We start from the raw sequence: 20,881 nt of genomic DNA on the forward strand, positions 1-20,881 counted from the left end.
GGGCCCTCCGGCGTTCCCCGGCGGCCCGCGTGGCGGGACGCGCCTCCGCGGGCGGATACCGTGGACCCATGCGACTCGGCGTGCTCGACATCGGCTCCAACACGGTCCACCTGCTCCTCGTCGACGCGCACCCCGGCGCCCGCCCGGTGCCCTACCGCTCGCACAAGCGGAGCCTCGCTCTCGTGGCGCACCTCGACGAGGCGGGGGAGATCACCGAGCGGGGCCAGCGCGAGCTGATCGCGTTCGTGACCGAGGCCGCGGAGGTCGCCCGCGAGCACCGCGCGGAGGACCTGCTGGCGTTCGCGACCTCGGCGATCCGCGAGGCCGGCAACGGCGCGGCTGTCCTCGACCGGGTCCGCGCCGAGACGGGAGTGCACCTCCAGGAGCTCGGCGGCGAGGCGGAGGCGTCGGCCACCTTCCTCGCCGTGCGCCGCTGGTTCGGCTGGGGCGCGGGCTCGATCCTGGACCTCGACATCGGCGGCGGCTCGTTCGAGCTCTCGATGGGCGTGGACGAGGTGCCCGAGCTCGCCGTGTCGGTCCCGCTCGGAGCGGGGCGGGTGACGCGGGACCTGCTGGTCGGCGATCCCGCCTCGGCCACGAGCGTGAGGGCCGCCCGGCGTCACGCCCGCGAGGTGCTCGCGGAGCCCGTCCGCGGCTTCCTCGCCCTGGGGCGCCCCGACCTGGTCGCAGGCACGTCGAAGACTTTCCGGTCTCTGGCGCGGATCACCGGCGCCGCTCCGAGCGCCGCCGGTCCGCTGGTGCGCCGGGAGCTGCACCTGGTCGACCTCCGGCTGTGGTCCGCCCGCCTCGCCGCGATCAGCGCGGCCGACCGCTCAGCGCTGCCCGGCGTCTCCGCTCTGCGGGCTCCGCAGCTGCTCGCGGGCGCTCTCGTCGCGGAGGCGGCCATGGACGCCCTCGGCATCGAGACGCTGGTGATCTGCCCCTGGGCCACCCGCGAGGGGCTGATCATCCGCCGCTTCGAGCTGCTCGACGCGCAGATCCAGCGCGAGGACGTTCAGCTCAGCGCGATGCTGTAGGACAGCGACCGCCGGCCGCCCGGCTCGAGGACGATCTGGCGCGGCTTGTCGACGATGTCGCCGTCCCAGCCCTCGGGGGTCGGGACGCTCCGCCAGGGCTCGAGGCAGACGAACGGGGCCCCGACGGGCTTCCACACGCCGACCACGTCGAAGTCCCCGGTGTCGACGACGATCGCGCGGGCGGCGCCGTCGGCCTCGAGCCGGAGGGTCCGCCGGCGCGGCTCGTCGAAGATCATCACGCCCTCCTCGAAGTGCGCGTCGTCCACTGTCAGGACCCCGTCCTCGAGCGGCGCCGGGTGGCGCGCCTCGAGCAGCAGGTTCTCCGGAGCGCGGCGGTACCCCTCCGGCTCGGGCTGCGCGAAGCGGATGCGGTGCTCGCCGCGGCCCTCGGGCAGCGGCAGCGCGAAGGCCGGGTGGTTGCCGAGCGAGAAGCCCAGCGGCGAGGGACCCCTGTTCTCGACGGTCTGGGTGATCCGGAGCGAGGCGCCGGTCACGGCGTAGGCGATGAGGAGCATCCAGTCGAAGGGGAACACCGCGCGCGTGGCGTCGTCGCTCCGGAGCCGGAACACCGCCTCGTCCGCCGAGACGCCCGCGAGCTCGAAGACCCGGTCCCGCGCGAAGCCGTGCTGCCCCATCCGGTGGTCCGCGCCGTCGTGGTGCAGCGTGTCGCCGGGGAGGCGCCCGATGATCGGGAACAGGACGGGAGCGTGCCGGCGCCACTCCGGGCCGGCCTGCCACAGGTACTCGCGGCCCTCGTCGTCGCGGAGGGACGTCATCTCGGCCCCGGCGGTCGTCAGGGCGAGGCGCAGGCTCTCGCTGCCGAGGGTGAGGACGGTGGGCGCGGGGGAGTCGCTGCTGGTCATCCTCCGATTCTGCCCGTCACGCGGTGCGGGCGGGGGTGTCGGCGGCGCGTGGCAGCATGGGGCGGTGCCTCCCGAGTCGACCCCCTCCTCCTGGCGCGCCCGCATCGGCGAGCTCAGCGGATCCGCCGAGGCCGAGTCGCCGCCCGTCCTCACGCCGATCGGGCTGCAGTTCGAGCTGCGCCGGCTGGTGCGCCGGGCCGACGATCCGTGGCGGGCGCCGGCGAGCGAGCGCGTCACGGCGAAGACCTACGACGCCGACGAGCGCCGCGACCACCGTCTGGCCACCCGCCCCGTCGTCCGCGGGCGCGGGGGCGCCTGGAACCGCACCACCCTGACCTGGAAGTCGCTGAACTTCCAGACCCACCGGCTCTCGCTCGACCCCGCTCACCAGCGCTGGTTCGCCGAGTTCGCGGCTCTGCACCGCGCCACGCGCACCGTCCACCTGGGGCAGGACCCCGACTGGATCCACCTCGACGACTACGAGAGCCCGCTGCTCTGGCGGCTGCTCGAGCAGGCGCAGGCCGCCGGGATCCCGCTGCTCGGCCCGGAGAAGGGCGCGGTCCGCCTCGCCGGACCCGCCCATGTGGCGGTGACGGTCTCGGCCGAGGAGGGAGGCCTGCGGCTGCGGCCCGTCCTGCGGATCGACGGCGCGGAGCACTCACCCGAGTCGGCGCGTCCGGTCGCCCGGCACGGCGTGTACGCGGTCGAGGGCGGCGATCCGTCCTCGCTCCTGCTCGCGCCCGCGTCCCTGCCCTTCGACGACGAGGAGCTGCGGCTCCTCGACCACCCCGAGGAGACGGAGGTCCCGGCGGAGGACGTGCCCGAGTTCGTCGGCGAGCACCTCCCCGCCCTCCGCGGCCGCGTCGCGGTCCGCGAGGAGGGCGTCGACCTCGTCCTGGACGATCCGGAGCCCCCGCGCCTGGTCTGCACGGTCTCGTTCGAGCCGCGGCGCGCCGTCAGGGTGGGCTGGCACTGGCGCCGCTCGCCCGATCGCGCGGGCGAGCTCGACGGCACGGCCGACGCCGCTCTCGAGCGCGCGGTGCTCCGCCGGGTGCGCTCGGTGCTCGGCGAGGCCGGGTCCGCTCTCGTGCCGGAGCCGGGGACGAGCGCGGTCCTGCGCGGGGCCGAGGCGGCGGTGTTCGTGGTGGAGCAGCTCCCGCAGCTGGAGGGGATCGGCGGGGTCCGGATCGAGCGCGAGGGCGCGGCCCCGGACTACCGCCTGCTGACCGGACCGCTCACGCTCACCATCACCGCGGTCGACACCGAGAGCGCCGACTGGTTCGACCTCGGCGTCGTCGTGACCATCGGCGACGCGACCGTGCCGTTCCTGCCCCTCTTCCGCGCTCTGGCCGCGGGCGGCGACCGCATCCGCCTGGTCGACCACTCCTACCTCTCGCTCGCGCACCCCGGCCTCGACCGGCTCCGGGAACTGCTGACCCGGGCAGACGAGCTCGAGGAGTGGGAGACGGGACCGCGGCTCGGCCGGCACCAGGCCGGGCTGTGGAACGAGCTGGAGGAGCTCGCCGACGAGAGCGTCCCCTCCGACGCGTGGCGCGCCGTGCTCGACTCCGCGCTGGCCGCCGGGTCGCCGGAGGACGTGGAGCCGCCGGAGGGCCTGACCGCCCGGCTGCGTCCGTACCAGCGGGCGGGCTACGCCTGGCTCGTGCACCGCCTCCGTCACGGGCTCGGCGGGATCCTGGCCGACGACATGGGCCTCGGCAAGACCCTGCAGGCGCTGGCCATGATGCTCGACGCGGTCGAGGAGGCGGGCCGCGCCGGGATCCGCCGCGCGCCGTTCCTCGTGGTCGCCCCCACCTCGGTCGTGCCGGGCTGGCGCTCGGAGGCCGAGCGCTTCGCGCCCGCCCTGCGCGTCCACGTCGTCGCGAGCTCGCGGGAGGGCGCGCTCGACGCGATCCCGGCCGACGCGGACGTGGTCCTCACCAGCTACGCGGTCCTGCGCCTCGGCGGCGAGCGCTGGGCGTCGAGGACGTGGTCGGCGCTGATCCTCGACGAGGCCCAGTTCGTCAAGAACCCCGCCTCGCAGACGCACCGGGCCGCCCGCGAGGTCGGCGCGCCCGTCACGCTCGCGCTCACCGGCACACCGCTGGAGAACTCGCTCGACGAGCTCTGGGCGGTCCTCGCCCTGGTGGCGCCCGGGCTCCTGCCGCCGCTGCGCCGCTTCCGCGAGGAGTACACCCGGCCGATCCTGCACGCGGAGGCGCCCGTCGGCATCGCCTCGCCCGATCTGTCCGAGGGACGGACCGTCAGCCACACCGAGGGCGCGCGCCGCCGCCTCGAGAGACTGCGCCGACGACTGCGTCCGTTCCTGCTCCGCCGCACCAAGGAGGCGGTGGCGCCGGAGCTCCCCGAGAAGCAGGAGCAGACGATCGAGGTCGCGCTGACCCCCGCCCACCGGGTGCTCTACGACGGCTACCTCCAGCGCGAGCGGCGGAAGCTCCTGGGTCTGGTCGACGACCTCGACCGGCAGCGCTTCACGGTGTTCCGATCGCTCACCCTCCTGCGCCTGCTCGCGCTCGACGCGTCCCTGGTCGACCCGGCCTACCGGCACGTCCCGTCCGCGAAGCTCGACGTGCTCGTCGAGCAGCTCGACGACGTGATCGCGGAAGGCCGTCGGGCCCTCGTCTTCAGCACCTTCACCTCGTACCTGGAGCGGGCGGGGGAGCGGCTGCGTCGGCGCGGCATCCCGTTCGTGCAGCTCGACGGCTCCACGCGGGACCGCGCGGGAGTGATCGAGGAGTTCCGCTCCGGAGCCGCGCCCGTCTTCCTGATCAGCCTGAAGGCGGGCGGCACCGGGCTCACCCTCACCGAGGCCGACCACGTCTTCATCCTCGACCCGTGGTGGAACCCGGCGGCCGAGGCGCAGGCCGTCGACCGCGCGCACCGCATCGGCCAGGAGCGGCGGGTGAACGTGTACCGGCTGGTGGCGACGGACACGATCGAGGAGAAGATCGTGCGCCTCCAGGAGCGCAAGGGCCGCCTCAGCACGGCGGTGCTCGACGAGGGCGAGCTCTTCGCCCGGGCGCTGTCGGCCGACGACGTCCGCGAACTGCTGGCCGAGTGACGACGGCCCCACGAAGGGTGACAGAACGGCCAGCCGCGGCCCAGGATCCGAGCGCACACTGAGCGGATGAGACGCCGCCGCCCCCGCCCCCGCGCCGACTGGATCGTGGCCCTCGAGAAGGGCGACGACGCCGGGCTCTTCGGACCGGGCAGCGCGGTCTGGGCCGTCAACGGCGGCCTGCCCACGATGATCGCCGGAGTGCGGGCTCTGCTCATGCAGACCCTCCACGCCGGAGCGATGGCCGGTGTGCACGACCACTCCCGCTACCGCGAGGACCCGATGGGCCGCCTCGACAACACGGTCCGCTGGGTCCTGACCACCAGCTTCGGCGACACCGCCGCGGCAAGCGGAGCGGCGCGCTGGGTGACCGGCGTGCACGAGCGGATCGTCGGCTCCTACGAGGACGCCGGCGGGCGCGAGCGCTCCTACTCGGCGCAGGACCCCCGCCTGCTGCTCTGGGTGCACGACGCCTTCACCGACGCGTTCCTCGGCGCCCACGAGATCTGGGGCGGACGGATCCCCGGCGGCCCCGACGCCTACGTGCGCGAGTGGGCCGCCTCCGGCCGGCTGCTCGGAGTGGAGGATCCGCCCGAGAGCGTCGCGGAGCTCCGCGCGCAGCTCGCCGGATTCGCGGGCGAGCTCAAGCCCGACGCACGCGTGCACGAGGCGGTCGGCTTCCTCCGCGACATCCGGCTGCCGGGCGAGGCGGGCGTGGTCTACCCGCTGCTGTTCGCCGGCGCGGTCGCCTCGCTCAGCCCCGAGGTGCGGAGGCTCCTGGGCCTCCGGCGCCCGTGGTGGCCCGCGATCACGGCGAACCGTCTGCTGTTCGTGTTCCTGGGCCGGTATCTCGGCCGGGTGTCGCCGAGCGAGCAGGCCGCGATCGACCGCATCGCCGGCCTCGATCAGGTGCACACCGACGCCTGACGCTCTTCCCGCACACCTGTCCGGGAAGTGGTAGACTGACGTCGATGACTCCCGCCCGCCTCGCCTCCGTGCCCGCGGCGGAGTCCCCCTCGGCGCTCGGCTCCGCCGATCCGCGAGCCCGGCGCACCCGCCGCCGCGTGTTCGACGCCGTCGAGCGGCTCGTCATGCAGAGCGACGGCGAGAGGGCCGAGGGCATCGCCGTGAGCGACATCGTGCGCGAGGCCGGGATCAGCCGCAGCTCGTTCTACGCCCACTTCGACGACGCGGCGGGAGTCGCCTCCGCGCTGCTCCGCCAGGACCTCGTGGTCGCCGACGTCGCCGAGGGCGATCCCGCCGACCGCTCCGGGGCCGACGCCCTGCAGCGCGGCTACTCGCGGCTCGTCGAGCGGCTGGTCGACCGCCACGCCTTCCATGCCCGGCTCCGCGCGCGGGCCTCCGCCCGGGTCGCCTCCGACGACGCCGTGCTCGACACGGCGCTCGCCCTGCACCGCGAGGTGCTCGCCCGGGTCGACGTCCCCGCAGCGGTCGACCCCGAGCTCACCGCGGTCTTCGCGGCCGGCGGCGTCCTCTCCGTGGTCGGCGCCTGGCTCGCCGGCTCCCTCGACGGCACCGACGAGGAGCTGGTCGAGCACCTCGTCGCGCTGCTCCCGGCCTGGCTCGCCGCGGCGCCGCTGCGCCCCCTGGACTCCTCACTCCCACCACGCCCCACGACGAAAGGCACGACATGATGACATTCGAGGTCGGCGAGACCCTGGTCTACCCGCACCACGGAGCGGTGACGATCACCGGGCTCGAGAAGCGCTCGGTCAAGGGCGTCGAGAAGACGTTCATGACGATGAACGTGCACACCAGCGAGCTCACCATCACCCTCCCCGTCGAGAACGCCGAGCTCGTCGGCGTCCGCGAGATCATCGACGACGCCGGAGTCCAGGCGGTCTACGACGTCCTGCGCAGCGACGTCGCGGAGGAGGCCAGCAACTGGTCCCGCCGCTTCAAGGCCAACCAGGAGAAGATGGCCAGCGGCAGCGTGTACCGCGTCAGCGAGGTCGTCCGCGACCTGTGGCGCCGCGAGCAGGCGGGCGGCGTCTCGGCCGGCGAGAAGCGGATGCTCCTCAAGGCGCGTCAGATCCTCGTGTCGGAGCTCTCGCTCGCCCTGAAGGGCACCGACGAGGAGGCCTCGGCCAAGCTCGACGAGGTCCTCGCCTCGGCGATCTGACCCCGCGTCGCGGCGGGTCGGCTCACTCGGGCCGGCACGCCGCGATGATCCTCGCGGCGACCTCGTGCTGCGAGGCGGAGCCGTCGATCCGCACCAGGAGCTCGCGCTCGTCGTAGACCTCCGCCAGAGGAGCCGTCTCGCGCTCGTAGACCTCGATCCGGTTCCGCACCACCTCGGGGTCGTCGTCGGCGCGGTCCTGCTCCTGCGCCCGCACGTGCAGCCGTTCGAGGACCACGTCCGCGTCGGCCGTCAGCAGCACGACGCACGAGAGCGGCGTGCCCCGCTCCTCGAGGAGCTCCGCCAGCGCGTCCACCTGGGCGAGCGTGCGCGGGTAGCCGTCGAGGATGAACCCGTCCCGGGCGTCCTCCTCGGCGATGCGCTCGGCGACCAGGGCGTTCGTCAGCTCGTCCGGCACGTACTCGCCGGCCTCCACGAGCGCCCGCAGACGCCGTCCGAGGTCGGTGCCGTCGGCGACGTGCGCGCGGAACAGATCGCCGGTGGAGATCGCCGGCACCCCCAGCTCGCGCGACAGCACGGCCGCCTGGGTGCCCTTGCCCACGCCGGGCGGGCCCATCATGATGACGCGCATCGCTCGTCCTCCTCGGTGTCGTCAGGCGATGCTAGCGGTGCGGAGCGGGGTGGCCGGTGCACACCGCGCCCGTAGGCTGGCGGGACGAGCCGAGGAGGAGCGATGCCCGCAGCACCCGGGGCCGAGCAGGCCGCCGCCGATCTGGCCGCGCTCCTGCGCGAGGTCTCCGCCGAGCTCGACGCCCGCGGCATCGCCGACCAGGCCGTCGCCGAGCTGCGGACGCCGCGCGCGATCCTCGGCTTCCGCCGCAAGCCGGTGATGGCGCCGGTGACCCGCGCGTGGCGCCTCGGCGTGGTGCTCCTCGGACGCGAGGGCGAGCTCCTCGCGACGGGCTCGGTCACTCGTGCCGTCGCTCCGCTGCACGCCAACAACCAGTCCGAGTCGCAGGAGGTGCGCCGCGAGATCCGGCGCGCCGCCTTCGACGGTCCGTTCCAGGAGGGCGAGATCGTCAACTACGGCTGGCGGCGCCTCGCACTGGACGCCGCAGCGCTCGAGTCGGGCCAGGAGCCGCTGGCCCTGCGCGGCTCCGAGGTGCTCGTGCGCTGGGCGCCCGGTCTGGGCGAGCAGGGACTGATGCCGCTGCGCCGGTACCTGGCCGACCGCCTCGACCTCCTCGAGGCCGACTAGCGCCGGGTCACTCCTCCTCGGCCACCGGGTGGAACCACGGCGGGTAGACGGCGACGCGGGGAGAGGCGTCGATGCCCTCGAAGAGAGCCTTGACGCGGTTGCGGGCGGCGACCGACGCCACGCCGACCGTCGCGACGCCCTCGAGCGGGAAGCGCTCGGGCACGAGCGCCTCGGCGCTGCGCAGGGCCGGCTCGTCGACCAGGAGGCGCGCGAAGGTGCGCACGAGCGCGTCGCCCTCGGTGAAGCGCGTGAGGACGTGGGAGGCGTCGCCGTCGCTCAGGACCGGGGCGGAGGCGAGCGAGCCCACCAGGACGACGTACTGCGAGGCGGTGGTCTCGTGGGCGCTCGGCGACCAGTGCGGAGCGACCCGCTCGCCGCGCAGGTCGGCCCAGAGGGCGGCGTCGGGGGAGAGGAAGAAGGGCACGAAGCCGGCGACGCTGACGCCGTCCTTCACCTGCACGGCACGGCGGTGCTCGCGGGTGGTCTCGGCGCTGACGTCGATCGCGGGGCGCTCCTGGAGCTGCTGGTCCGCCAGGATCGCGCCGACGGCGACGATCGCCTCGAGGTTGTCGAGGTGGGTGACGTGGTAGATCCGCTGCGCGGCGATGTCGACCTTCGGCAGGGGCTTCTCGCGCGCCGTGCCGCGGGCGGCGGCACGGGCGGTGGCCGCACGGGAGGTCCCGGGCACGCGCGCGGGGGCGCGGGTGGCACGGCCGACCTGCTCGGGGAGCTTCTTAGGGGTGCAGACGTCGCAGAGCGCGATGTCGAGGCCGTGGATGCATTCGGTGGGCACTCTGGATTCCTTCTGCGCGCGGGCTCGGGGTTCCGCCGCAGGGACGACGTTACGCGACCGGGGCCCCCGCGCGTCCCGGCGGCGGGGATCTGCGGAGCCGCGGCGTCCGCCCGGGCATCCTCTGGGAGGCGCCGGAGCACCGCTCCCCGCCGCGTAGCGTGAGCGGGATGAAGCGCGTGCCGCCCGCCGAGGGCCAGGAATCCGTCTGGGACTACCCGCGACCCCCGAGGGTCGAGACCACCACCGAGCACGTGGTCGTGCGGCTGGGCGGCGTCGTCGTCGCCGAGTCCCGCGACGCTCTCCGCGTCCTCGAGACGAGCCACCCTCCCGTCTACTACCTCCCCGTGTCCTCGTTCGCGCCCGGGGCGCTCGAGCCCGCGCCCGGCCGCAGCATCTGCGAGTTCAAGGGCGCGGCCTCCTACCTGACCGTGCGCGGGGGAGGAGGAGCGGTCGCGGAGGCGGCGGGCTGGACGTACCCCGAGCCGATGGCCGGCTTCGAGGCCCTCGTCGACACCGTCGCCCTCTACCCCGGCCGGATGGACTCCTGCACGGTCGACGGCGAGGCGGTCCAGCCGCAGCCGGGCGACTTCTACGGCGGCTGGATCACCTCGCGCGTGGTCGGTCCGTTCAAGGGCTCGCCGGGCACGATGTTCTGGTGAATCAGACGGGGGAGGGCGGACCGAGCGGGTCCTGGACGAGGACCGCTCGTGCGGCGTCGATCCCCGAGGCCTCCAGCGTCCATTCCGGCCGCACCAAAGTCTCCGGCGTGACGCGGAACCGCAGCTCCTCGACCGACATACCGTCCGGACCGACGATCCGGTGCGTCCCGTTCGGCCGGTAGCCGAGGGTCTCCGAGACCCGGATCGAGCGGGTGTTCCAGGCGAGAGCGGCGCTCTCGGCGACCTCGGCTCCGAGGTGGTCGAAGGCGAGGAGGAGGACGGCGGCGCGCATCTCCTGCCCGAGGCCGCGGCCCTGCGCCGAGCGGGTGAGCCACGAGCCCGAGGTCAGGGTGCGGGTGGCGGCGAAGGACTCGGCGACCACGTCCTGGCAGCCGACGACCCGGCCGTCCTCGACCACGGCGAACGCGACGCGCCACGACTCCCGCGTCGTCTGCGCGCGCTGCGACCAGTGGAAGCGGGCGAGCTCGCCGGGCAGGCGCTCCGCCGGCGCCTCGGCCCAGGGGGAGGGGAACGGCGAGCGGCCGCTCTCGTGCACGCCCGCGAGGGCTGCCTCGGCGAGAGGACCGAGGTCGGCGTCGCGGACCGGATGCAGCTCGAGCCGCGGCGTGCGCAGCTCCAGCGAGAACAGGGGCCAGGGGTCGGTGCTCATCCGACGACGCTAGCGAGCGGAGGCGCGCACCGCGCGACCAGGCGGGTACCGGTGGTGGGACTCGAACCCACAAGCCCTCTCGGACAGAGCATTTTGAGTGCCCCGCGTCTGCCATTCCGCCACACCGGCTCATCACCAGCCCGTCGAGAATACCGTAGGCTCATCGGCGTGACTGACCAGGAACCCTCGTCGACCGCACCCCGTCGGGTCGTCGTCGCCGAAGACGAATCCCTCATCCGCCTCGACATCGTGGAGATCCTCCGCGACAACGGCTTCGAGGTCGTCGGCGAGGCCGGCGACGGAGAGACCGCTGTGGCCCTCGCCACCGAGCTGCGCCCCGATCTCGTCATCATGGACGTCAAGATGCCCCAGCTCGACGGCATCTCGGCGGCCGAGCGCCTCTCGAAGGCGCACATCGCGCCCGTCGTCCTGCTCACCGCCTTCAGCCAGAAGGAGCTCGTCGAGCGCGCCAGCGAGGCCGGAGCGCTCGCCTACGTCGTGAAGCCCTTCACGCCCAACGACCTGCTGCCCGCGATCGAGATCGCCCTCTCGCGGTACGCCCAGATCCTCACCCTCGAGGCCGAGGTCGCCGACATGGTCGAGCGCTTCGAGACCCGCAAGCTCGTCGACCGCGCCAAGGGCCTGCTCAACGAGAAGATGGGGCTCACCGAGCCCGAGGCGTTCCGCTGGATCCAGAAGGCCTCCATGGACCGCCGGCTCACCATGCACGACGTCGCGCAGGCGATCATCGAGCAGCTGAGCACGAAGAAGGCGTAGCGCGAGGCCGGGCCCGAGGGCCCACGGCCTCAGGGCCAGAGGCGGGTGCGCTCCCACGGGGAGCCGCCCGCCTCCGTCGTTCCCGGGCGGTACTCGAGACGGGTGTGATCCTGCTCCGGCGCGGTCGAGCCCTGCCAGAACTCGATGCGCTCGGGCACGACGCGGTAGACGGCCCACTCGCGGTCGAGCGTCGCGGGCGAGCAGCCCACGGCGACGCTCGTCTGGAGCGTGACGAGGCCGAAGTCCTGCGCGCTGCGCATCGGCTCGCTCTGGCGTCCGACGAGCAGGGCGGTGCGAGCGGCCTCGGAGCGGCGGCGGAAGTCGTCGGCCGACTCCTGCGCGGAGGCGCGCTCGACCCGGCCCTCGACCCGGACCTGACGGCCCTGGACCGGCCAGAAGAAGGTCAGCGCGGCGTGCGGGTTCTCCTCCATGGCGCGTCCCTTGGGGCTGGTGGCATGGGTGGAGAACGCCCAGCCCGCCTCGTCGATCTCGCGCAGCACGAGCACGCGCGCCGAGACGGTGCCGTCGTCGGAGGCGGTGGAGAGCGTGGCGCCGTGGGGGAGGAGCTGGCCCGCGTCCTTCGCCTCCTCGAGCCACTGCGCGAACAGCTCGAGAGGATCGGCCGGAGCCGCCTCCGCATCGAACGAGGGCAGCTCGGAGGGCATGGACGGGAGGCTCTTGAGGAGATGGCGAAGGCTCATCCGCTCAGTGTCGCCCTTCGGGCACCACCGGGCACAGTCGCGCGCCGTCGCTTGACAGTGCCGCTCGCCGCGGTGCCGGGTCCCCGAGCGGCGCGGCCGACCGGTCGATCCCCCGTCGCTCGCAGGCACGGGCGGTCCCGACGGCGGTCGCGGTCCTGGGCGTGGTCGTCGCCCTCCGCTCCCGCGAGGGGGACCCGTCCGCTCCCGTCAGCGGGCGTCGCGCATGATGTTGGTGATCCGCACGGTGGAGAGGCGGCGCCCCTCCTGGTCGCGCACGACGATCTCGTGGGTGGTGAGGGTGGAGCCCAGGTGGATCGCGTCGCAGGTGGCGATCACGAAGCCCGAGTGGACCGACCGGCTGTGGCTCGCGTTCAGCTCGATGCCCATCGCCAGGCGACCCGCGCCGGCGTGCACGTTCGCCGCGATCGAGCCCATCGACTCGGCGAGCACGACGTGCGCGCCGCCGTGCAGGATGCCGACCGGCTGCCGGTTGCCCTCGACGGGCATCGAGGCCACCGAGTGCTGCGGGGTGAGCTCGTGCCAGAGGATCCCCATCCGCTCGGCGAGCTCGCCCATGCCGCGGCCGATCCCGGCGACCAGGTCGAGCGCGGGCGGGCGGATCCAGGCGGTCGTGGTGGGGGTCGGCTCGGTCACGTCGCTCCTCGCGCTGGAGCCTCGGAGCGGCCCTGACCGGCGGGCGCGAGCGGGCCGATCCGGTGTCGGAGGCGCTGTGTAGTCTGGCCCTGTGTCAGATCCGGAACAGCCTACCCTCCTGCTCGTCGACGGCCATTCCCTGGCGTTCCGGGCGTTCTACGCGCTCCCGGTCGACAGCTTCCAGACCCGCGAGGGCCAGCACACGAACGCCATCCACGGCTTCCTCTCGATGCTGATCCTGCTGCTGAAGAACGAGAAGCCGACCCACCTCGGCGTCGCGTTCGACATCTCCCGCTACTCGTTCCGCACCCGCGAGTACCCGGAGTACAAGGGCACCCGCGGCGAGACGCCGCCCGAGTTCAAGGGCCAGGTCCCCCTCCTCGAGGAGGCGCTGCACGCCATGAACATCCGGACCGTGTCGAAGGAGGACTTCGAGGCCGACGACATCCTCGCGACGCTCGCGCGCCAGGGGGCCGAGGCCGGCTTCCGCGTGCTGGTCGTCTCGGGGGATCGCGACACCATCCAGCTGGTGACTCCGGACGTCACCCTGCTCTACCCCTCCACCCAGGGCGTCTCGCAGCTCACCCGCTACGACCGCGACAAGGTCTTCGAGAAGTACGGCGTCGAGCCGCACCAGTACCCCGAGATCGCCGCGCTCGTCGGCGAGACCAGCGACAACCTGCCCGGCGTCGACAAGGTCGGCCCCAAGACGGCCGCGAAGTGGGTCAACCAGTACGGCACGGTCGCCGACATCATCGCCCACGCCGATGAGATCAAGGGCGTGGTCGGCGAGAAGCTGCGCGAGCAGAAGGAGAACGCGCTCCGCAACCGCCGCCTCAACCGGCTGGTGACGGACGTCGAGCTCCCCCTCGGGCCGCACGATCTGACGCGCCGTCCGATCGATCCCGACGCGGTCCGCGAGATCTTCAGCCGCCTCGAGTTCAAGACCCTGCAGGAGCGGGTTCTCACGATCGCCGCGGAGGAGGGCGTCGACGGCGCTGCCGCAGCCCTGGCGGGCGACGTGGTCACGACCTCCGCACCCGCCGTCCGCACCCTGGTCGACGAGGAGCTCGCGCACTGGCTCGACCGCGTGTCGGCGAAGGGCACCGCGCCCGTCGCCGTGCAGGTCCTGCTCGGAGCCGGCGGGCTCGAGGGTGTGGGCCTCGCGGTCGAGAAGGAGACGGCGTTCGTCCCGTGGGCCGCCGAGCGGCCCGACTACACCGCGCTCGAGCAGTGGCTGGCCGGGCCCGCCCCCAAGTACTTCGCCGACGCGAAGCCCCAGATCAAGGCGCTGCGGAGGGCCGGACTCCCCGTCGCGGGGCTCGCGTTCGACACCCGCGTCGCCTCCTGGCTGGTGCAGCCCACCGGGCACCCGGCCACGCTCGCGGCGCAGGTCGCGCAGCACCTCGACGAGACCATGGCGCAGGGCGACCCGAACCAGCTGGTCCCCACCGTCGAGCCGATGGGGCCCGCCACCGAGGCCTGGTACGCGTACCGGCTCGTCGCTCCGCTGCGCGAGCGGCTGGGCGAGGGGATGCTCTCGGTGCTCGTCGACATCGAGCTGCCGATCGTCCAGGTCCTCGCGACGATGGAGCTCACCGGCGTCGCGATCGACGCCGACGTGCTGGCGCGCCTCCGCGCCGAGCTGACCGTCTCGGCCGCCGACCTCGCGAGCCGCGCGTTCGCCGAGATCGGCCACGAGATGAACCTCGGCTCGCCCAAGCAGCTGCAGCAAGTCCTCTTCGAGGAGCTCGACATGCCGCGCACCCGGGCCACGAAGACGGGCTACACCACCGACGCCTCCGCCCTCGCAGACCTGCAGGAGTCGCACCCGCACCCGTTCCTCGGGCTGCTCCTCGAGCACCGCGACGCGACCAAGCTCAAGCAGATCATCGAGACGCTCGAGAAGTCGGTCACCGCCGACGGCCGGATCCACACCAGCTACGACCAGACCGGCACGGCCACCGGCCGCATCTCCTCCAACGACCCGAACCTGCAGAACATCCCCGTCCGCAGCGAGGTGGGCCGCCGCATCCGCACCGCCTTCGTCCACGGAGCGGACGCGAGCACCCTCCTCACTGCCGACTACTCGCAGATCGAGATGCGGATCATGGCGCACCTCTCCGGGGACGCCGGGCTGATCGAGGCCTTCCACTCCGGCGAGGACCTGCACCGCTTCGTCGGATCGCGGATCTTCGGCGTCGATCCGGGCGACGTCACCTCGGCCATGCGCAACAAGGTCAAGGCGATGTCGTACGGCCTCGCCTACGGCCTGAGCGCCTTCGGCCTGTCGAAGCAGCTGCGCATCTCGAGCGCCGAGGCCAAGCAGCTGATGACCGACTACTTCGTCCGCTTCGGCGCGGTGCGCGACTACCTCCGCAGCGTCGTCGAGCAGGCCCGCGAGACCGGCTACACCGAGACGATCTTCGGACGCCGGCGTCCGTTCCCCGACCTGCAGAGCGCGAACCGCGTCCTCCGCGACAACGCCGAGAGGGCGGCACTCAACTCGCCGATCCAGGGCTCGGCCGCCGACATCATGAAGCGCGCGATGATCGGCGTGCAGGCCGACCTCGACGAGCAGGGGCTCGGCTCGCGGATGCTCCTCCAGGTGCACGACGAGCTGATCTTCGACGTCGCCCCCGGCGAGGAGGAGCCGCTCGAGGCGGTCGTACGCGGCCGGATGGCGGGTGCCGCCGACCTGAGCGTCCCGCTCGAGGTGCAGGTGGGCCACGGGTCCGACTGGGACGTCGCCGCGCACTGAGCCGGCCGCAGCGCCTGGCTAGGCTCGGAGGCATGAGCACCGACACCCCCCGCGAGCCCACCGCCGTCGACGCCGTCGCCGAGCGCTGGGTCGACACGCTCGTCGACCTCGACCCCACCCTCGGCACCGCGATCGGACGCAGCGGCGCGAACGGCCGTCTGGGCGACTACTCGCCGGCCGGTCTCGAGCAGGCCCGGGCGGCGACCGCCTCGGCCCTCGCCGAGCTCGAGGCCGCCGACCCCGTGGACGACGTCGACCGCGTCACGGCCGCCGACCTCGGCGCCGAGCTCCGGCTCTCCCTGGAGGGGCACGACGCCGGTCTGCCGCTGCGGGACCTCAACGTGATCGCGTCCCCGGCGCAGGAGCTGCGCGACGTCTTCGACCTGATGCCGACGGACGAGGTCGCCGACTGGGAGGCGGTCGCCGAGCGGCTGCTGGCCGTGCCGGCCGCCCTCGAGGGCTACGCGGAGACCCTGCGCGAGGGGATCCGCACCGGCGTGGTCCCCGCCCGCCGCCAGGTCGAGCTCGTCGCCGAGCAGGCGCGGAAGATCGCCGCTCCCCGCGGGTTCTTCGCCGAGCTGGCCGCGGAGGCCGCTCCCGCCGCCGGATCCCTGCCCGCGTCGCTCGCTCAGCGACTGGAGGACGGCGCCCGCCGCGCCTCGGCCGCCTACGGGTTGCTCGCGCAGTTCCTCCGGGGCGAGCTCGCCCCCGCCGCGACCGAGCAGGACGCCGTCGGCCGGGAGCTGTACGCGCTGCACTCCCGCCGCTTCCTCGGCGCTGTCGTCGACCTCGACGAGACCTACGAGTGGGGGATCGAGGAGCTGGCCCGCATGACGTCCGAGCAGGAGGCGATCGCGCGCGAGATCCTGCCCGGCGCCTCCGTCGCCGAGGCGATCGCCCACCTCGAGGCGGACCCGGCCCGCACTCTGCACGGCGTCGACGCTCTGCAGGCCTGGATGCAGGAGACGAGCGACCGCTCCGTCCGCGAGCTCGCCGGCACCGCCTTCGACATCCCGGAGGAGGTGCGCCGCCTCGAGTGCAGGATCGCGCCGACCCAGGAGGGCGGCATCTACTACACCGGTCCGAGCGACGACTTCTCGCGCCCGGGGCGGATGTGGTGGTCGGTCCCGGCCGGAGTCACCGAGTTCGCCACCTGGCGGGAGCTGACCACGGTCTACCACGAGGGCGTCCCGGGCCATCACCTGCAGATCGGCCAGGCCGTCCATAACCGCGCCCGCCTCAACACCTGGCGCCGTCAGCTCGCCGGGACCTCTGGCCACGCCGAGGGCTGGGCGCTCTACGCGGAGCGGTTGATGGAGCGCTTCGGCTACCTCGACGACCCGGCCGACCGCCTGGGCATGCTCGACGGCCAGCGGATGCGCGCGGCGCGCGTCGTGCTGGACATCGGCGTGCACCTCCAGAAGCCGATGCCGGGCTCCGGCACCGTCTGGACCGCCGAGTCGGCCCTCGACTTCATGCGGGCCAACGTGAACATGGACGACGCGTTCGTGCGCTTCGAGGTGAACCGGTACCTCGGCTGGCCGGGGCAGGCTCCGTCCTACAAGATCGGGCAGCGGATCTGGGAGCAGCTGCGCGACGAGGCGGAGGCGCGCGAGGGCGCCGCGTTCTCGCTCGCGGCCTTCCACCGGAGGGCGCTCGACCTCGGCGGCGTCGGTCTCGACACCCTCCGCTCCTCCCTCGCCGGCTGACTCCGGAACCCGCGCCTGGACGGGCGCGGCGAGATTGCCGTGCGCCTCCCGGGGCGTCTAAGCTGGGGTGTCACATCTGTGGCGCCGCCGTGCCCGCGGCGCGCGAGGAAGGCCGGTCCTCCGGCCGGCCGAGCGCGGCTCCCGGGCCGGAGGCACATCCCTCACCACCGCAGTGGTCACCACTCCGCCGAGCCGCGAGGCCCGCAGGCGGCCGCCGCCCGAGACCCATCCATCCTGGAGCATCCCTTAATGACAACCGCAACGACCGACAAGGCAACCAAGCAGGTCGCGATCAACGACATCGGGTCTGCTGAAGACTTTCTTGCCGCGGTCGAAAAGACTCTGAAGTTCTTCAACGACGGAGACCTCATCGAAGGCACCGTCGTGAAGATCGACCGCGACGAGGTCCTCCTCGACGTCGGCTACAAGACCGAGGGCGTCATCCCCTCGCGCGAGCTCTCCATCAAGCACGACGTCGACCCCTCCGAGGTCGTCAACGTGGGCGACAGCGTCGAGGCCCTCGTCCTCCAGAAGGAGGACAAGGAGGGTCGCCTGATCCTGTCCAAGAAGCGTGCGCAGTACGAGCGCGCGTGGGGCGACGTCGAGAAGATCAAGGAGTCGGACGGCGTCGTCACCGGCTCGGTCATCGAGGTCGTCAAGGGCGGTCTCATCGTCGACATCGGCCTCCGCGGCTTCCTCCCGGCCTCGCTCATCGAGCTGCGCCGCGTCCGCGACCTCACGCCGTACCTCGGCCAAGAGATCGAGGCGAAGATCCTCGAGCTCGACAAGAACCGCAACAACGTGGTCCTGTCGCGTCGCGCGCTCCTCGAGCAGACCCAGTCCGAGAGCCGCACCACGTTCCTGAACAACCTGCACAAGGGTCAGGTCCGCAAGGGCGTCGTGTCGTCGATCGTCAACTTCGGCGCGTTCGTCGACCTCGGCGGGGTCGACGGTCTCGTCCACGTCTCCGAGCTCTCCTGGAAGCACATCGAGCACGCCTCCGAGGTCGTCGAGGTGGGCCAGGAGGTCACCGTCGAGATCCTCGAGGTCGACCTCGACCGCGAGCGCGTGTCGCTCTCGCTCAAGGCGACCCAGGAGGACCCGTGGCAGGTCTTCGCCCGCACCCACGCGATCGGACAGGTCGCGCCGGGCAAGGTCACGAAGCTGGTCCCGTTCGGTGCCTTCGTCCGCGTCGCGGACGGCATCGAGGGCCTCGTCCACATCTCCGAGCTGTCGGGCAAGCACGTCGAGCTCGCCGAGCAGGTCGTGTCGGTCGGCGAAGAGGTGTTCGTCAAGGTCATCGACATCGACCTCGACCGTCGCCGCATCTCCCTCTCGCTCAAGCAGGCGAACGAGAACGTCGACCCCGAGGGCACCGAGTTCGACCCGGCGCTCTACGGCATGGCCACGGAGTACGACGACCAGGGGAACTACAAGTACCCCGAGGGCTTCGACCCCGAGACCAACGAGTGGCGCGAGGGCTTCGAGTCGCAGCGCGAGGCCTGGGAGCAGGAGTACGCCGCTGCTCAGGCGCGCTGGGAGGCCCACAAGGCCCAGGTGGCCAAGTCGCAGGAGGAGGCGGCCACCGTCTCCGAGGGCGTCTCGGTCGGCGCCGGCTTCACCAGCGAGTCGACCACCGGCGGCACCCTCGCCGACGACGAGTCGCTCGCCGCGCTCCGCGAGAAGCTGTCCTCGAACAACTGATCGCGAGCACATCGCATCGAACGGCCGGTCCCCTCGGGGGCCGGCCGTTCGGCGTTCCGGGCGACGGCGCTGGGTAGGGTGGCCGGGTGCATCTCGTCGCCCTCACCGGAGGCATCGCCTCGGGCAAGTCCACCGTCGCCCGCCGTCTCGCCGAGCACGGAGCGGTGGTGGTCGACGCCGACGTCCTCGCGCGCGAGGTCGTCGAGCCGGGGGAGCCGGCGCTGGCGGCGATCGCTGAGCGCTTCGGCCCGTCCGTGATCCGCGCGGACGGCGCGCTCGACCGCCCGGCGCTCGGCGCGATCGTCTTCTCGGACGCGGCGGCCCGCGCCGACCTCAATGCGATCACCCATCCGGCGGTGACGCTCCGCTCGCAGCGGCTGTTCGCGGAGGCCGCCGAGGCGGACCCGGCCGCGGTGGTCGTCTACGACGTCCCCCTCCTCGCCGAGGGCCGTGGAGCGGGGGAGTTCGACGAGGTGGTCGTCGTGCACGCGCCGCAGCACCTCCGCATCGAGCGTCTCGTCGCCCTCCGGGGACTGACCGAGGAGGAGGCTCGTGCGCGGGTCTCGTCGCAGGCGAGCGACGAGGAGCGCCTCGCCCTCGCCGACGTCGTGATCGACTCCTCCGGCACGCTGGAGGAGACGCTCGCTCGGACCGACGCGCTGTGGGAGCGTCTCGCCCGCTGACGGTCCGTCCCGGACACCCGCCCTCGTGGCCGAGCGGCCCGGCCGGAGAGCGCACCCCCGTTCGCCGCCAGCGCACGCGCCGTCCGGTGTCGGTGGTCGCGGCTACGCTTCGAACCATGGAGCCAACCCGTGCCGTGCACCCGTTCGAGGTCATCAGCGAGTACAAGCCGAGCGGTGACCAGCCCGGCGCGATCGCCGATCTGAGCGCCCGCATCAACGCCGGCGAGACCGATGTCGTCCTGCTGGGCGCCACCGGGACCGGCAAGTCCGCGACCACGGCCTGGCTCGTCGAGGCCGTGCAGCGCCCCACGCTCGTGCTCGCGCACAACAAGACCCTCGCCGCGCAGCTCGCCAACGAGTTCCGCGAGCTGTTCCCCAACAACGCCGTCGAGTACTTCGTCTCGTACTACGACTACTACCAGCCCGAGGCCTACGTCCCGCAGACCGACACCTTCATCGAGAAGGACAGCTCGGTCAACGCCGAGGTCGAGCGGCTGCGCCACTCCACCACGAACTCGCTCCTGAGCCGCCGCGACGTGATCGTGGTGTCGACCGTCTCCTGCATCTACGGCCTCGGCCAGCCCGAGCAGTACCTCGAGGCGATGGTGGCGCTCCAGGTCGGCCAGCGGGTCGACCGGGACCGCCTCATCCGCAAGTTCGTGTCGATGCAGTACGCGCGCAACGACGTCGACTTCGCCCGCGGCACCTTCCGGGTGCGGGGCGACACGATCGAGATCATCCCGATGTACGAGGAGCTCGCGATCCGGATCGAGATGTTCGGCGACGAGATCGAGGCGCTCTACACGCTCCACCCGCTCACCGGCGACATCGTCCGGAAGCTCGACTCCGTGTCGGTCTTCCCCGGCTCGCACTACGTCGCCAGCCAGGACGTCATGCACCGTGCGATCGACACCATCCAGCAGGAGCTCGAGGTGCGCCTGGCCGACCTCGAGAAGCAGAACAAGCTCCTCGAGGCGCAGCGCCTGCGGATGCGCACGACCTTCGATCTCGAGATGATGCAGCAGATCGGATTCTGCTCCGGCATCGAGAACTACTCCCGCCACATCGACGGCCGCGAGTCGGGCGAGGCCCCGCACTGCCTGCTCGACTACTTCCCGGACGACTTCCTCGTCGTGATCGACGAGTCGCACGTGACGGTGCCGCAGATCGGTGCGATGTACGAGGGCGACGCCTCCCGCAAGCGCACGCTGGTCGAGCACGGCTTCCGCCTGCCCTCGGCGATGGACAACCGGCCCCTGAAGTGGGAGGAGTTCAAGTCTCGCGTCGGCCAGACCGTCTACCTCTCGGCGACTCCGGGCCGCTACGAGATGGGCATCGCCGACGGCATCGTCGAGCAGATCATCCGCCCGACCGGCCTGATCGATCCCGAGATCGTCGTCAAGCCGACGAAGGGCCAGATCGACGACCTGCT

At 72.8% G+C, this 20,881-nt stretch carries 19 protein-coding genes and 1 tRNA gene; 13 read left to right on the forward strand and 7 right to left on the reverse strand.

Annotation, left to right across the window (positions count from 1 at the left end; genetic code table 11):
• The first annotated feature begins 68 nt into the window (after positions 1-68).
• On the forward strand, positions 69-1,037 hold the full coding sequence (locus C5D04_RS11990) for an exopolyphosphatase (protein ID WP_104347758.1): 969 nt from the start codon (positions 69-71) through the stop codon (positions 1,035-1,037).
• Here the strand turns inward: C5D04_RS11990 and C5D04_RS11995 are convergent.
• Entirely contained in the window at positions 1,016-1,900 is an 885-nt protein-coding gene (locus C5D04_RS11995) for an aldose 1-epimerase family protein (RefSeq protein ID WP_181072778.1), read from the reverse strand. The genes C5D04_RS11990 and C5D04_RS11995 overlap by 22 nt on opposite strands.
• Positions 1,901-1,964: 64 nt before the next feature.
• On the opposite strand from C5D04_RS11995, the gene C5D04_RS12000 reads away from it, so the two are divergent.
• The 4 genes from C5D04_RS12000 (at position 1,965) to C5D04_RS12015 (ending at position 7,122) form a co-directional block, all read left to right on the forward strand.
• The gene (locus tag C5D04_RS12000; RefSeq protein ID WP_258065287.1) at positions 1,965-4,982 is read left to right on the forward strand and encodes a DEAD/DEAH box helicase; all 3,018 of its coding nucleotides are present in this window, start codon (positions 1,965-1,967) and stop codon (positions 4,980-4,982) included.
• Positions 4,983-5,048: 66 nt separating this feature from the next.
• Complete coding sequence (locus tag C5D04_RS12005; RefSeq protein ID WP_104257832.1) at positions 5,049-5,906, forward strand: oxygenase MpaB family protein; 858 nt, start codon at positions 5,049-5,051, stop codon at positions 5,904-5,906.
• Between the two features lie 44 nt (positions 5,907-5,950).
• Positions 5,951-6,634, forward strand: coding sequence for a TetR/AcrR family transcriptional regulator (locus C5D04_RS12010; RefSeq protein WP_104221877.1), 684 nt, complete (start codon positions 5,951-5,953; stop codon positions 6,632-6,634).
• Positions 6,634-7,122, forward strand: a complete 489-nt coding sequence (locus tag C5D04_RS12015; protein WP_068257183.1) for a CarD family transcriptional regulator — start codon at positions 6,634-6,636, stop codon at positions 7,120-7,122. Before C5D04_RS12010 ends, C5D04_RS12015 begins: the two co-directional genes overlap by 1 nt.
• A 22-nt stretch (positions 7,123-7,144) precedes the next feature.
• On the opposite strand, the gene C5D04_RS12020 is transcribed toward C5D04_RS12015, so the two are convergent.
• Positions 7,145-7,711, reverse strand: coding sequence for an adenylate kinase (locus tag C5D04_RS12020; protein ID WP_104325422.1), 567 nt, complete (start codon positions 7,709-7,711; stop codon positions 7,145-7,147).
• A gap of 102 nt (positions 7,712-7,813) precedes the next feature.
• Here C5D04_RS12020 and C5D04_RS12025 point away from each other — a divergent pair, with 102 nt between their 5' ends.
• Positions 7,814-8,338, forward strand: a complete 525-nt coding sequence (locus tag C5D04_RS12025; protein ID WP_104347759.1) for a hypothetical protein — start codon at positions 7,814-7,816, stop codon at positions 8,336-8,338.
• Positions 8,339-8,345: 7 nt separating this feature from the next.
• Here C5D04_RS12025 and C5D04_RS12030 read toward each other — a convergent pair whose 3' ends face one another.
• Positions 8,346-9,131: a DarT ssDNA thymidine ADP-ribosyltransferase family protein gene (locus tag C5D04_RS12030; RefSeq protein ID WP_104347760.1), complete on the reverse strand. Its 786-nt coding sequence runs from the start codon at positions 9,129-9,131 to the stop codon at positions 8,346-8,348.
• 167 nt (positions 9,132-9,298) lie between these two features.
• Between C5D04_RS12030 and C5D04_RS12035 the strand changes: the two genes are divergently transcribed.
• Positions 9,299-9,790 carry a DUF427 domain-containing protein gene (locus C5D04_RS12035; RefSeq protein ID WP_104221885.1) on the forward strand — a complete coding sequence of 164 codons (492 nt, stop codon included), beginning with the start codon at positions 9,299-9,301 and terminating at the stop codon, positions 9,788-9,790.
• A 1-nt stretch (position 9,791) separates the two neighbouring features.
• Here C5D04_RS12035 and C5D04_RS12040 read toward each other — a convergent pair whose 3' ends face one another.
• Together C5D04_RS12040 and C5D04_RS12045 are read right to left on the reverse strand one after the other, a co-directional pair.
• A complete protein-coding gene (locus C5D04_RS12040; RefSeq protein ID WP_104347761.1) occupies positions 9,792-10,460 on the reverse strand; it encodes a GNAT family N-acetyltransferase in 669 nt (222 codons plus the stop codon).
• A gap of 46 nt (positions 10,461-10,506) precedes the next feature.
• A tRNA-Leu gene (locus tag C5D04_RS12045) sits at positions 10,507-10,589 on the reverse strand.
• A gap of 39 nt (positions 10,590-10,628) precedes the next feature.
• Between C5D04_RS12045 and C5D04_RS12050 the strand changes: the two genes are divergently transcribed.
• Positions 10,629-11,237, forward strand: a complete 609-nt coding sequence (locus tag C5D04_RS12050; protein ID WP_104221889.1) for an ANTAR domain-containing response regulator — start codon at positions 10,629-10,631, stop codon at positions 11,235-11,237.
• 29 nt (positions 11,238-11,266) lie between these two features.
• Here C5D04_RS12050 and C5D04_RS12055 read toward each other — a convergent pair whose 3' ends face one another.
• Together C5D04_RS12055 and C5D04_RS12060 are read right to left on the reverse strand one after the other, a co-directional pair.
• Positions 11,267-11,938 (reverse strand): pyridoxal 5'-phosphate synthase, encoded by a 672-nt coding sequence (locus tag C5D04_RS12055; RefSeq protein WP_104232645.1) that lies wholly within the window; start codon positions 11,936-11,938, stop codon positions 11,267-11,269.
• Positions 11,939-12,145: 207 nt separating this feature from the next.
• Positions 12,146-12,592, reverse strand: a complete 447-nt coding sequence (locus C5D04_RS12060) for a PaaI family thioesterase (protein ID WP_374953134.1) — start codon at positions 12,590-12,592, stop codon at positions 12,146-12,148.
• A 91-nt stretch (positions 12,593-12,683) separates the two neighbouring features.
• On the opposite strand from C5D04_RS12060, the gene polA reads away from it, so the two are divergent.
• The 5 genes from polA to C5D04_RS12085 all read left to right on the forward strand — a co-directional run.
• The gene (polA, locus tag C5D04_RS12065; protein WP_104347762.1) at positions 12,684-15,353 is read left to right on the forward strand and encodes a DNA polymerase I; all 2,670 of its coding nucleotides are present in this window, start codon (positions 12,684-12,686) and stop codon (positions 15,351-15,353) included.
• Between the two features lie 32 nt (positions 15,354-15,385).
• Positions 15,386-17,062 (forward strand): DUF885 domain-containing protein, encoded by a 1,677-nt coding sequence (locus tag C5D04_RS12070; protein ID WP_104347763.1) that lies wholly within the window; start codon positions 15,386-15,388, stop codon positions 17,060-17,062.
• Positions 17,063-17,311: 249 nt separating this feature from the next.
• Positions 17,312-18,766 carry a 30S ribosomal protein S1 gene (gene rpsA, locus C5D04_RS12075; RefSeq protein WP_104221897.1) on the forward strand — a complete coding sequence of 485 codons (1,455 nt, stop codon included), beginning with the start codon at positions 17,312-17,314 and terminating at the stop codon, positions 18,764-18,766.
• Between the two features lie 86 nt (positions 18,767-18,852).
• Positions 18,853-19,449: a dephospho-CoA kinase gene (gene coaE, locus C5D04_RS12080; protein WP_104221899.1), complete on the forward strand. Its 597-nt coding sequence runs from the start codon at positions 18,853-18,855 to the stop codon at positions 19,447-19,449.
• A gap of 116 nt (positions 19,450-19,565) precedes the next feature.
• Positions 19,566-20,881, forward strand: a 1,316-nt coding sequence (locus C5D04_RS12085) for a DEAD/DEAH box helicase family protein (RefSeq protein ID WP_181130029.1), incomplete at its 3' end; no start/stop codon positions are given.

It is taken from the genome of Rathayibacter sp. AY1D2 (assembly GCF_002932695.1).
In the GTDB taxonomy this organism is placed as follows: Bacteria; Actinomycetota; Actinomycetes; order Actinomycetales; family Microbacteriaceae; genus Rathayibacter.

What these genes read in the sequence shown, in the direction of transcription:
- C5D04_RS12015 (WP_068257183.1), top strand. Translation starts at nt 6,634, where the DNA reads ATGACATTCGAGGTCGGCGAGACCCTGGTCTACCCGCACCACGGAGCG.
- C5D04_RS12010 (WP_104221877.1), top strand. Translation starts at nt 5,951, where the DNA reads ATGACTCCCGCCCGCCTCGCCTCCGTGCCCGCGGCGGAGTCCCCCTCG.
- C5D04_RS12055 (WP_104232645.1), bottom strand. Translation starts at nt 11,938, where the DNA reads ATGAGCCTTCGCCATCTCCTCAAGAGCCTCCCGTCCATGCCCTCCGAG.
- C5D04_RS11990 (WP_104347758.1), top strand. Translation starts at nt 69, where the DNA reads ATGCGACTCGGCGTGCTCGACATCGGCTCCAACACGGTCCACCTGCTC.
- C5D04_RS12005 (WP_104257832.1), top strand. Translation starts at nt 5,049, where the DNA reads ATGAGACGCCGCCGCCCCCGCCCCCGCGCCGACTGGATCGTGGCCCTC.
- C5D04_RS12020 (WP_104325422.1), bottom strand. Translation starts at nt 7,711, where the DNA reads ATGCGCGTCATCATGATGGGCCCGCCCGGCGTGGGCAAGGGCACCCAG.
- C5D04_RS12035 (WP_104221885.1), top strand. Translation starts at nt 9,299, where the DNA reads ATGAAGCGCGTGCCGCCCGCCGAGGGCCAGGAATCCGTCTGGGACTAC.
- C5D04_RS12040 (WP_104347761.1), bottom strand. Translation starts at nt 10,460, where the DNA reads ATGAGCACCGACCCCTGGCCCCTGTTCTCGCTGGAGCTGCGCACGCCG.
- rpsA (WP_104221897.1), top strand. Translation starts at nt 17,312, where the DNA reads ATGACAACCGCAACGACCGACAAGGCAACCAAGCAGGTCGCGATCAAC.
- C5D04_RS12025 (WP_104347759.1), top strand. Translation starts at nt 7,814, where the DNA reads ATGCCCGCAGCACCCGGGGCCGAGCAGGCCGCCGCCGATCTGGCCGCG.
- C5D04_RS12070 (WP_104347763.1), top strand. Translation starts at nt 15,386, where the DNA reads ATGAGCACCGACACCCCCCGCGAGCCCACCGCCGTCGACGCCGTCGCC.
- C5D04_RS11995 (WP_181072778.1), bottom strand. Translation starts at nt 1,900, where the DNA reads ATGACCAGCAGCGACTCCCCCGCGCCCACCGTCCTCACCCTCGGCAGC.